The following is an 11,810-nucleotide window of genomic DNA, read 5'->3' as shown; positions in this document are numbered from 1 at the left end:
TATTTGTATTATACATATTTGTTAATGGAAAATATTTGGATAAAAAAAGGTTCAACCTTTTTCCATACAAGTTTTCAGTTTCTCAAACAATCCGTCGAAACACAGTTCTGCATTCATCATCTGCTGTATTTTTTCTTTTCCGCCAGGAGTGAGGGAGAAGCACATCTGCCGTTTGTCGTTTTTGTTGATGTTGCGGCGGATATAACCTTTATTCTCTACGGCTGTGATCACTTTCGAAACGCGTGAGTTGGACAGACCTATATATTCGCAGATCATACCTGCGGATTTCGTTTCTCCGTCTTTCAGGCAGCAGAGTAACATGGCCTCATTGATCGTAATATCGTGTACCTCCGCAAAGGTTTTCTCGAACTGGTATAAAGCTTTGTATATATCTTTGATTGCACAAATTGATTCCATATTCTTATATGTTGTTGATGGGTACAAAGATATATAATATTTTCAATATAAATAATGTTTAGTGGAAAATATTTTGTCTGGTGATAAAAAGAGAGTGTGTTTTGTGGAATAAAAGGATGCATGCTATTATCTGAAAGCATGCATCCTTTTGAAATAATTTTTTGCCGGATGAGACAGAGTCTTGTTTGTTTAATCTCTGTTGGAGAAATATTTCATGAACTGCGAGCGTTCATACATCGCAGGATTGGAGATGTTGGCATAGTTTAGTTTGCCTTTAAACTGGTCAAGCGACTGATAATGCGCTTGGTGCATCCATTCTTCAATACAGGTAAGCACCTGTGAGATAATTTCTGCTCCATGTGTATAGACGGCGCTACACATCTGTATGGCGTCGGCTCCTGCAAGCAAGCATTTGATGACATCTTCCCAATCGTGCACTCCAGTAGAGGAAGCGATGCTGATTCCGGGTATCTTACCTGAAACGATTGCTGTCCAGCGAAGCGTGTCACTCAGGTCGGAATGGTTACTGAAAACGTTACCTGAGACAATTTGCATATTGTTGATGTCGATATCCGGTTGGTAAAAACGGTTGAAGAGGACGATTCCGTCCGCCCCGTTAACTGTCAGCGTATGGGCTACAGCTGGAATATTACCGACCATTTTGCTCATCTTGATCATGACAGGGATCGAAACAGTTTCTTTCACTTTACGGATAATGCTGACATACAAGTCACGCATGTTTTCACTGTTGTATGTGAGGTCTGTTTCCAAGAAGAACACGTTTAGTTCCAAGGCATCAGCACCTGCTAATTCGATCTGGCGGGCAAATTCGATCCATGCATCCGATTTATAGCAGTTGATACTTGCGATAACCGGAATGGTGCATAATTCTTTCGTCTTCTGGATCAGTTCCAGATAATCGTTTATCTGATTCGCCTTTACATAACCGCGTATGTAATCGGCTGCTTCGGGATAGTCCGAATCCTGCATCAGTATATCGCTTTGCATTTCAATCTGCTCTTCGAAGAGTGATTTCAGTACGATCGCACCTGCACCGGCTTTTTCAAATTCCTTGTTTCGTTCCGCGTTGTTTGTCAAACCGGAACTTCCGACGATAAGCGGGTTACGGAGTGTCAGTCCCGCATATTGTGTTTTAATGTCAATCATGTCAGATTCAATTATGTTCAACGATTACAAAAATAGAGAATTATTTTCTACCTTATCTGTTCTTGCTCTTTAAAATGGTTAAAACTCAATATTCCCGTTCTCCGAAAATGCTGGTTCCTATGCGTATCATCGTACTACCTTCGCGGATGGCGATCGGATAGTCGTGGCTCATTCCCATTGATAATTCGCAAAAATATTCGTCACCCTTGAATACCGAGTTTTTCAGTTCAGTGAAAAGTTCATGGATATTATGAAACTCATTTTTGATCAGAGATGTGTCGTCGGTGTTGGTCGCCATCCCCATCAGTCCGCATATCCGGATGTAGGGAAGGGCTTCGGGCAACAGATTGTATAGCAGTTCACGGCATTCGTCAGGACTGAAGCCGTGCTTGGCTTCTTCTTGCGCGATATGTATCTCCAACAGGACACGGATGATACGATCATGTTTAGCCGCTTGCTTGTTGACTTCCTGCAAAAGTTTTAACGAGTCGATACTGTGTATCGTGTGGATGAACGGGGCAATGTCTTTTACCTTGTTGCTTTGCAATGGGCCGATAAAATGCCATTCGATGTCACTGGGCAATACTTTTTGTTTAGCTGTCAATTCTTGGGCCCTGCTTTCACCAAATACACGTTGTCCCGCATTGTAGGCTTCCTGCAATGCCTCGACGGGATGGAACTTGGAGACCGCTACCAACGTGACACCTGCCGGCAGCGATGCTTTCAGTCTTGTTATATTTTCAGTGATGTTCATGCTTCTCTTGTTTCCGCCTGTTTTTTCTGTTCGGCAATCAGTTCTTCCTCTGATTTCTTTTCCGCAGGGACACTGTTGGCGTCAAAAGGAAAGACATCCATCAGTTGGGTTTCTGTAACGGAGGCGATGGTATAGTCGGCAAGCGTTCCCTTCATTCCGTCTTCCAATACGGCGATGGCATCTTTCAGGTTAGACGCCTGTGCCAGCATCTGTGCAGCTGTTTTCTTTTCGGCTCCGCTTTTTTCATCGAGGGTGATGAAGTAAACCTTGATCTTATAGAAACGGTCGCCATTTTCGTTGAAGAACAATTCTGACAAACGGGCGCGTTTGATGTCTGTTACAGTAAATTCCCCGGATACGAAGGGGCGGATTTCTTCGATGATGCGGGCTTCCGCTTCCGTGAACGACAGGGCGTCGACCAAATAGGGTTCCGTCACTTTCTTTTGTGCTCCATTCTCCATGATCTTCTCGAAGGAGACTTTGCATTCAAACCAGTTATGCATATATTTATATGTTTTATAATGTCTGTATTTTTATTTCAAACCAAGGTACAAATATAACGGCTATTCGGGAATTAAACAACCGGAACGGATTTCTTTGTCAATTATTGGACCGTAGTGAACTTTTTGCCACATGCTCCGGTTATATAAGCGTAGTGTGTTTTTTCATGGTATTAGATTTTTAGATTAGTAATAGGTTGTTTTGTCTGGTTCGAGAGGAATAGGACAAAAGTTCTAAAATATCAGAGCCGGAAGTGTAGGAATTCCCCATACATTCCGGCTCTTTTACGTTTCAAAACCCATCGTTTCTTCAATTTCAAGGCAACATGTGTTTTCCCCCTACTGCTTGTTTATAAGATTCGACGTATCTGTCAAAGGTAAAACAATTATTTTTCTGGAGCTAATTTGTAGTATAATATTCAATAAAGATTTTGAAATAAAGGGAGCTAGAAAGGAAATGTGCAACTCGTAATTGGGTGAAAAGGGAAATATTCACTTTATCGGAGGAAAGAATAAAGCATACAAAACCTGCCGCACGCTGGTGGTACAGCGTGCAGAGGTATTGGATTATTTAGTATGCAGATCATCTTGCCCCGTCGGGCATGCCGTATTGACTGATAATAAATTACCTCAAAAACAATTTATTAAGGTTACATAGATTAACATTCAGACAATTAAGGCCATGAAGGTCCGATTACTTAATATATCTATATTTCCTCCAGTCCGGGAATGTGTTCCGCAGGAAATCACGCAGAGTCTGGCGGTTTACTCCGAATTTTTCGGCGATTTCGTTCATCGAGCATTTCTCATTGATCATTTTCTTGATGACATTTTCTTTTCCGGACAACCTGACTTGCATGGTCTTTTTGCCTTTCGGACGACCGAGTTTCGTGCCTTCCGCTTTTTTACGCGCAAGTGCTTCGCGGGTACGTTGTGAAATCAGATTGCGTTCGATTTCTGCACTTAGGCTAAAGGCGAAGGCCAGAATTTTACTATTGATATTATTCCCTAATTCATAGCGTTCTTTGACTGTAAGGACGATAATATCCCGTTCCATACATTGGTGAAGGAAACTCATGACTTGCATCAAATTACGTCCAAGCCTTGATAGTTCTGTTGTTACAAGCGTGTCTCCTTTACGAATTTGTTTTAATAATCTGCCAAGTTGGCGATCCGATACACTTGTTGTTCCGCTGATTGTTTCGTCTACCCAACGTTCGATACGGAAACCTTTCGCTTTTGAATAGTTTTCAATCTCGAAGCGTTGATTTTCAGTACTTTGTTTATCCGTACTGACTCTTACATAACCGTATATCATACTATCTGAATATTAAATGAATAACTAAAGATACTTCAGAAATAGAAATGAAGGAGGGGATTAGTATTTACCAACTTTTTTTATTGTCGTGTGATTATAAGAGTGCATTCCCTCTACAAAGGTGGATATAATAATTTAAACGAAACAGCCTCTGAAAGTAAAAATTAAATTAAATTTTACGCAGTGAAAGGGGAAAGGAGTACATTTGCCGGAAAGAATAGTAGGATATGAAGAAATTATTGTCGCTGCCGCCTAACTTGGTTGGCAGTTTTCACGAGATAGCTAATGCCGATCCGGCAGACTGGTTTTGTACGTCTGATCCTATAGGTGCCCGTCTGGGATCGGGTGGAGGAACAACTTGGTTACTTGAGGCTTGCCGCCGGGATGACGATACTGCTGGAACGTTGTCGACAGGAGAATGGCTGGCGCGTGAAAAGCGGATTTTATTGCATGCCGGAGGGCAGAGCCGACGTTTACCGGGATATGCACCTTCGGGCAAGATATTGACACCGATTCCGGTGTTCCGGTGGGCGAGGGGACAGAAATTATCTCAGAACCTCCTTTCGCTTCAACTTCCGTTGTATGAGGAGATCATGCGCAAGGCGCCGGATTCGCTGCATACGCTGATTGCCAGTGGCGATGTTTATCTGCGTAACAGCGAGCCGTTGCAAGAGATTCCTGAGGCTGATGTTGTCTGTTATGGTTTGTGGGTGGATCCTGCACTCGCCACTCGCCACGGGGTCTTCGTGTCGGACCGCAAATCTCCTGACCAGCTCGATTTCATGCTTCAAAAACCCACTCTCGATGAGTTGGGACGGCTGGCGGGGACGCATCTCTTCCTGATGGATATAGGTGTCTGGCTGCTCAGTGACCGGGCGGTGGAACTCCTGATGAAGCATTCCTACGAATCGGATGGGAAACAGATGAAGGAATATGACCTGTATTCTGAGTTTGGTCTTGCTCTTGGGGGGCATCCACGTATAACTGACGAAGAACTGAATGCGTTGACTGTCGCTATCTTGCCTTTGCCGGGTGGTGAGTTCTATCATTATGGTACAAGCCGGGAGCTGATTTCTTCGACGTTGTCGGTGCAGAATCTTGTGCGTGACCAGCGGGCGATCATGCAGCGTAAGGTGAAACCACATCCTGCCATGTTTGTTCAGAATGCCGAAGTTTTTTGTTCGCTGACCTCTGATAATTCAGAACTGTGGGTCGAAAACAGTTTTGTCGGGAAACGATGGACGCTTGCCGATCGGCATGTGATTACGGGTGTTCCGGTGAACGATTGGGAGTTACACGTTCCTTCCGGTGTGTGCATTGATGTCGTGCCTGTCGGTGATGAAGGATGGGTGGCACGCCCGTATGGTTTCAATGATACTTTCAAAGGAAATACGGCGAATGAATCTACTCTTTTTATGGGGCGTCCCATAGTGGAATGGTCTGCGGAGCGGGGTATCAATTTGCCGGTCTGTGCCGACATACAGAATGCGGCCTTATTCCCTGTCTGCCGGAGTATGGACGAGTTGGGGGCTGTGTTACGTTGGATGGTATCTGAACCTTATCTGGATGAAGGACGCAAGGTGTGGGAAGTAACTGAAAAGATGTCTGCAAACAGGCTTTCTGATTGTGCAAATCTCCGCCGCCTGTTTGCCCAGCGCGAAGCGTTCAGGAAGAAAAACTGGTCGATGCTTGCTGCCAATCATGACAAAAGTATTTTCTATCAGTTGGATCTGGCGGATGCTGCCTCCGAATTTGTTGCCGGAGGAATTATGTTGCCTAAGGGTTTACCAGCGGATGCTCCGCTGATGAAGCGTGTGCATGACCATATGTTTCGTGCCTGTGTGCTGCAACTTTCAGGAGATGAACGGGGCATGGTGGAACAGCAGCAGGCATTCTCGTTGTTGCGTGAAGGTTTGATCAATACGATTGCTGATGAGAAACAGATGCCTCGTCTTAATGTCTATCGCGATCAGATTGTTTGGGGGCGCAGTCCCGTGCGTATCGACTTGGCTGGAGGATGGACGGATACCCCCCCTTACTGCATGTATGCCGGTGGTAATGTCGTGAACGTGGCGATCGAGTTGAACGGTCAACCACCTTTGCAGGTTTATGTGAAACCGACTCGTGAGTTTCGTATCATTCTTCGTTCCATCGATATCGGGGCGATGGAGTGCATTTCGACTTGGGACGAACTGCGTGATTTCAACAAGGTCGGCTCTCCTTTCTCCATCCCGAAAGCGGCGTTGGCTTTGGCCGGGTTTATACCCGAATTCTCAGCAGGCTGCTATGTTTCGTTGGAAGAGCAACTGAAAGCATTCGGATGCGGGTTGGAAGTGACGTTGTTGGCTGCGATTCCTGCCGGTTCTGGCCTGGGAACCAGTTCGATTCTTGCGGCTACGGTATTGGGTGCATTGTCGGATTTTTGTGGCTTGGCGTGGGATAAGAACGAGATTGGTAACCGGACGCTGATCCTTGAGCAGTTGCTCACGACCGGAGGAGGCTGGCAAGATCAGTATGGAGGGGTGTTACATGGATTGAAACTATTGCAGACGGGTGAGGGTTTCCACCAGAATCCGTCGGTGCGCTGGCTTCCGGAATATCTTTTTACCGAACCGGAGTATCGTGTCTGCCACTTGCTTTACTACACGGGAATTACCCGTACGGCGAAGGATATTCTTGCTGAAATCGTACGTGGAATGTTCTTGAACAGTGGTTCCCATCTTCGTCTGCTTTCTGAAATGAAAGTGCATGCATTGGATATGTACGAGGCAATCCTTAGGGGTGATTTCGCTTCATACGGGCGATTGGTCGGTAAGAGTTGGGAACAAAACAAGGCACTTGATGCCGGGACAAATCCGCCTGCTGTGGAACGGCTCATTTCTCGCATCAAGGATTATGCATTAGGCTATAAACTTCCTGGTGCTGGCGGAGGTGGCTATCTTTATATCGTAGCCAAAGACCCGGAAGCCTCTTTGCAGATCCGCCGCCTTCTCACGGCAGATCCGCAGAATGACAATGCCCGTTTTGTCGAAATGAGCTTGTCGGATAAGGGATTGCAGGTGAGTAGATCGTAATCCGAAAATCGCAATCCGGATTCTGGATTGCGATTTTCGGATTACGTTTCAGATCTCGGCGACGGAGGGATTGCATATTCCTTGATGATCAGATATCCGCATCCCCCGATGAAAGCGAGGAAGATGAATGCTACCAAAATCAGTAATTTCTTGGGAGAGGAAGCTTTGAGAGGAACAGTTGCCGGTTCGATAATGGTGTAGACCGGTGTCTGTTCCTGTACTCGGAGTTTATCCTGTTCGAGCTTTTGCGCTAACGTGTTATATACATTGAACGTAAGAGTCATTTCGTTGCGTAAACGCTCTTGCTCGGTGCGGTAACTGGCGGAGATAATGTTCTTGTTACCGTCTTCAAAAGCTGCATAAGCCTGCTGTGCTTTGTAATAGGCACTGCGGGATTCTTTTAGCACTTTTTCTGTAAATTCCAGATCTTTCTTTGCTTTCTGCGTCCGGTAATGTGTGATATAGGTCTGTAACTTTATCACGATACTGTGCGCCACGTCTGCTGAGATCAGCGGGTCTTGCATGCTGACACCGAGAGTAACGACTTGTGTTTTTTTATCGACATAGACGGTGATGCGCTGGCGTAGGTTTTTCAGTACATCCTCTTGCTTGTGGGTGAGTTGGAAGGGATTGAGATCTCCATCGTTCTCTTCGTTACCGGAGAAGAACGAACGGAGGGCTGCTATTCCTTTTAGGGGCGCTTTCATAAGGATGCTCCACCAAGCGAAGCGCTGATGGCCGGCTATGTAATCATATAGAGTAGTCGTGTACTTTTTCTCCTTGTCGGTTACCTTTTCGGGAAAGAGCTCCAACAGAAAAGGTGTACTGTGCACAATATCAGGATAGAGGTTGGGTGACAAAGCATCCTGGCCGGAGGCTGAACCGAGGTCTATTCCTGCCATGGCTGCCAGTCCGCCGAGGTTGCTCATCTTGCTTGTGGCATCGGTGGTTTCGGGAGCCAGTTTCACCGTTGTGGTGAATTCTTTGGGTATGCTGAAAGCAATGATGAGTCCCGCCACTGTTGCAATTCCGCAGCATTTTATGAAGAAACGTCGTTTTTTCCACAGGTAGCCGGAGAGGGCGATCAAATCGATCTCCGATTGTGGAGACGATGGGGTATGATTGTTTTTGTCCATTTATTTACTTTAAAAGATTGATCATTGATGTTATCATTGCTGCCATTGAGGTGACGGAACTGCCGACACTCATGATTTCTGCCAGGCTTGCTCGGCGGTCGCGTTGTGTCTTGGCGGGGACTACGATTTCGCAGCCAGGCTCGACTTTGGGGTAACGTTTGAAGAAAATCATTTTACGTTGTGTGGTCGCCACTTTTCCGTTCATGTAGATAACGATGGGATATTTGCGGGCAATGTCGTTGTAGCCGCCAGCCTGTGAGAGACAGTCACGGACGTCCATTCCTTTTGTATAGGTCACACTGTTAGGATAGGTAACGGAACCGCTCACCTTCACCGTACTTTGCTGTTGGGGGATGTAAAGCACATCTCCGTCGCGTAACACTAGGTCGTCGGCACTTCCCGGATGGGCGAGCGCTTTTTGTAGGTCGATGCCTACGGGATACTCCTTCAGGTTGGCAAGCGAAACGGAGATCGAGTCACGACTTTGCTTGCTATTGTTACTCAATTGTAAGAGAGTTTCGATTTGGCGCAACTCATCTGTCGTCAGTTTACGTTTTAGACTGGCTCCCCGCACATAGGCGTCTGGAGTGATGCCGCCCGATTGTGCAATCAGTTCGCTTAAACGCGTATTCTTTTTCTTTAAAGTATAGTTGCCGGCAAAAGTAATCTCGCCTCCGACTTTCACTACTTGTTGCTTTTGGTAACCAGGTGAGAAACGGACGAATACTTCGTCGAATGGTTCGAGGGTGAAAAGCGTATCGCCGGAGGTTACTGCCAGTCCTTCGTCGAGGGTGAAGTTAAATGTCTCGGCTGTCTGGTTACTGCTCCGGGTGGCGGACGGATCTTTGAGCCGTCGTGCCACTTCTACGTTGATGATTGAGGCTGCTTCGCGCAGGCCGCCGGCGAGGACGATAACATCCTCTACTGTCAGATTCTTGCGGAAGGGCAATACGGTATCGGGAGCGTTGACTGCTCCGCTCACTTTGACGGTATAAGGTTCATGGAGGTCAAACAGGGAAGGGATATATAGTTGGTCCTCCTTCTGTAGTTCGATGTCAGGAACCTTCCCGTTCAAAATGTCTACAATATTGATGGCGATAACCGAACTGGTGAAGTCTGGGTTGAGCCTTGTGATCTGTGCGCGTCCTACAAATTCGTCTCCTTTAAGTCCCGAAGCCTGTTCTATCAATTGTTTGACAGTATGTACGTCCGGACTCAACTCATATTCGCCAGGACGCCAGACTGCACCGGAAATGATAATTCGGTTATCGTAGTAGGGGATGACTGAATCCACCATCAGCGAATCGCCGTCTTGCAGCACAAATGTTTGGAATTGTTCTTCGTTAACTGTGGCAATCTTGTAGCGGTCGCCGGCTTTGCGTTTCACTCGTATACTGCCAGTGTAGGCATCTCCTGTAAAACCACCTGCCATGTCGAGCAGGTCGGCAAGTGTCTCTCCTCGTCGAAGTTCGTATGTACGGTCTCTTTTCACTTTACCACCGGCGGTGACAAGCTGTTCGTAGGGACCGATAATGATCATGTCGTTGTCTTCCAGACGTATATTCGTTTCATATTTACCATTCAGCAGATAGTCGTATACATCGAGGCTGGCGATCTCTTTGCTGTTCCGGTATACTTTTATGTTTCTCAGTGATCCGATATCGTTTACTCCTCCTGCTGCATAAAGGGCGTTGAAAAGCGTGGCGAGAGATGAGAGTGTATAGGTCCCGGGTGCGACGGCTTCGCCGACAATATTGACTTTAATGCTGCGAATTTGCCCCAGTCCGACAGAAACGAATGTGTTAGGTTGACTGCCGTCAAGCGTTGCCATGATTTTACCCAATTCCTGCCGGATGCGATTCTCTGCCGCCTCGATAGTCAGTCCGCTTAGGGATACGGGACCGACATTGGGGATCAAGATCGTTCCGTCGGGAGAAATACTGAGTTTCAAGTTCAGTTCCGAATCTCCCCATACATTGATCAGCAACTCGTCTCCTGCTGATAGAACATAATTTTTAGGCGTCGGCATATTCAGATCCGGTTCGAATGTCAAATTCTTATCGGAAAAGATCTCACGCCCAAAAACAATATTTTCCAAAGGCTGCTTCGGTTTATGTTCGTCGCGTTGCTCCGTCAGTGGGAGTAGTGCTTGCTGAGTAGGATGGGAACGGTCGGATACGGTATTTTCTGTAGCAGGCTTAATGATTTGGTTGATACCGGTTTGTTCTGTCCTGTGTTTGGCTATTTCTCTTTGTATTTGTTCCTCTGTCATCCCGGCAGCACGGGCTTTATCAATTAATTCCTGTGGGATTTGTGCCTGTATGGCAATTGATATTAGCAGGAGCAGGAATCCAATGATACATTGTGGCAGATACCGTTGTCTTGTCCTTTGACGACCTAACGGCTTTCGATGGCATAATACAGCTTGTTTTTTGTCAAGATTTTTCATATTACTTTTTCTATTGTTTGAACGATTCGTTGGCTTGCAGTTCCGTCTCCATAGGGGTTTACTGCTTGGCTCATACGGTTATAATAGGTATTGTCATCCAGTAAGTGGGACACTTCAGTTACAATCCGGGCGTAATCTGTTCCTACTAACTTCACTGTTCCTGCGTCAAGTGCTTCCGGCCGTTCTGTTGTGTCACGCATGACAAGCACCGGTTTTCCCAAACCCGGAGCCTCTTCTTGTATGCCTCCGCTATCGGTTAGGACAAGTGTCGACTTCTCCATTAGATAGACGAAAGGAAGATACTCCAAAGGCTCTATAAAGAACAGGTTAGGGAGATAAGCATTTCCGAATATTTCGTGAATGGGCTTCCTTACATTTGGGTTCAAGTGCATAGGGTAGACAAAGTCTACCTCCGCATACTGCTCTGCCAGAGTCTTTATTGCCCGGCATATTTGGATAAATCCATCGCCGAAGTTTTCCCGGCGATGACCTGTTATTAAAACCAGTTTGCGGCTGTTTTGTTCGGCAAGTGGAGTTGTTTCATAACCTGCAGACATCAGTTCGGTGTCAAGTTGCTTAAGTAGGGTATTCATTTCTTCCGGCCAAGGACTGTAGATGTTGTGCGTGCGTAACCCTGCTTCTACATGACCGACCGGTATTTGTTGGTAGAAGGCCGCGAGTGCTGAAGCTGTCGAAGTTGTGGTATCTCCATGGACCAGGACGATATCTGGTTTCGCTTCCTGCAGAACTCCTCTCATTCCTGTCAGTACCCGGGCTGTTATATCGTATAGGTCCTGTCCTTGCCTCATTATGTTGAGATCGTAATCGGGTCGGATATTAAAAAGCTTTAGGACTTGGTCCAGCATTTTCCTGTGTTGTCCGGTAACACAGACGATGGTTTCAAATTTATTTTTTTTCTGTTGGAAAGCTTTTACTAATGGTGCCATTTTAATTGCTTCAGGACGGGTTCCGAAGACGAGCATTATTTTCTTCAT

9 protein-coding genes are annotated in these 11,810 nt (G+C 46.1%); 1 reads left to right on the top strand and 8 read right to left on the bottom strand.

The window, feature by feature from the left end:
- Nucleotides 1–51: 51 nt before the first annotated feature.
- The 5 genes from BHV83_RS07580 to BHV83_RS07560 all read right to left on the bottom strand — a co-directional run bounded on the left by BHV83_RS07580 (nucleotide 52) and on the right by BHV83_RS07560 (nucleotide 4,156).
- Nucleotides 52–417 (bottom strand): MarR family winged helix-turn-helix transcriptional regulator, encoded by a 366-nt coding sequence (locus BHV83_RS07580; RefSeq protein WP_005641062.1) that lies wholly within the window; start codon nucleotides 415–417, stop codon nucleotides 52–54.
- 189 nt (nucleotides 418–606) lie between these two features.
- On the bottom strand, nucleotides 607–1,584 hold the full coding sequence (locus BHV83_RS07575) for a dihydroorotate dehydrogenase-like protein (protein WP_005641059.1): 978 nt from the start codon (nucleotides 1,582–1,584) through the stop codon (nucleotides 607–609).
- Nucleotides 1,585–1,669: 85 nt separating this feature from the next.
- Nucleotides 1,670–2,338, bottom strand: coding sequence for a YggS family pyridoxal phosphate-dependent enzyme (locus BHV83_RS07570; protein WP_005641057.1), 669 nt, complete (start codon nucleotides 2,336–2,338; stop codon nucleotides 1,670–1,672).
- Nucleotides 2,335–2,841, bottom strand: a complete 507-nt coding sequence (locus BHV83_RS07565; protein ID WP_005647850.1) for a DUF4494 domain-containing protein — start codon at nucleotides 2,839–2,841, stop codon at nucleotides 2,335–2,337. Before BHV83_RS07565 ends, BHV83_RS07570 begins: the two co-directional genes overlap by 4 nt.
- Nucleotides 2,842–3,532: 691 nt before the next feature.
- On the bottom strand, nucleotides 3,533–4,156 hold the full coding sequence (locus BHV83_RS07560) for a master DNA invertase Mpi family serine-type recombinase (protein WP_005647849.1): 624 nt from the start codon (nucleotides 4,154–4,156) through the stop codon (nucleotides 3,533–3,535).
- 227 nt (nucleotides 4,157–4,383) lie between these two features.
- Here BHV83_RS07560 and BHV83_RS07555 point away from each other — a divergent pair, with 227 nt between their 5' ends.
- The gene (locus BHV83_RS07555; RefSeq protein WP_122205746.1) at nucleotides 4,384–7,230 is read left to right on the top strand and encodes a bifunctional fucokinase/fucose-1-phosphate guanylyltransferase; all 2,847 of its coding nucleotides are present in this window, start codon (nucleotides 4,384–4,386) and stop codon (nucleotides 7,228–7,230) included.
- A gap of 41 nt (nucleotides 7,231–7,271) precedes the next feature.
- On the opposite strand, the gene BHV83_RS07550 is transcribed toward BHV83_RS07555, so the two are convergent.
- The 3 genes from BHV83_RS07550 to wecB are packed head-to-tail and all read right to left on the bottom strand — an operon-like array spanning nucleotide 7,272 to nucleotide 11,810.
- Entirely contained in the window at nucleotides 7,272–8,366 is a 1,095-nt protein-coding gene (locus BHV83_RS07550) for a Wzz/FepE/Etk N-terminal domain-containing protein (protein ID WP_005641042.1), read from the bottom strand.
- A gap of 4 nt (nucleotides 8,367–8,370) precedes the next feature.
- Nucleotides 8,371–10,815, bottom strand: a complete 2,445-nt coding sequence (locus tag BHV83_RS07545) for an SLBB domain-containing protein (RefSeq protein WP_005641041.1) — start codon at nucleotides 10,813–10,815, stop codon at nucleotides 8,371–8,373.
- Entirely contained in the window at nucleotides 10,812–11,810 is a 999-nt protein-coding gene (gene wecB, locus BHV83_RS07540) for a non-hydrolyzing UDP-N-acetylglucosamine 2-epimerase (RefSeq protein WP_005641040.1), read from the bottom strand. Before wecB ends, BHV83_RS07545 begins: the two co-directional genes overlap by 4 nt.

It is taken from the genome of Parabacteroides sp. merdae-related_45_40, from assembly GCF_001915675.1.
Note: the sequence above shows the minus strand (reverse complement) of the source record. Positions and strands in the feature narration are given on the sequence as shown.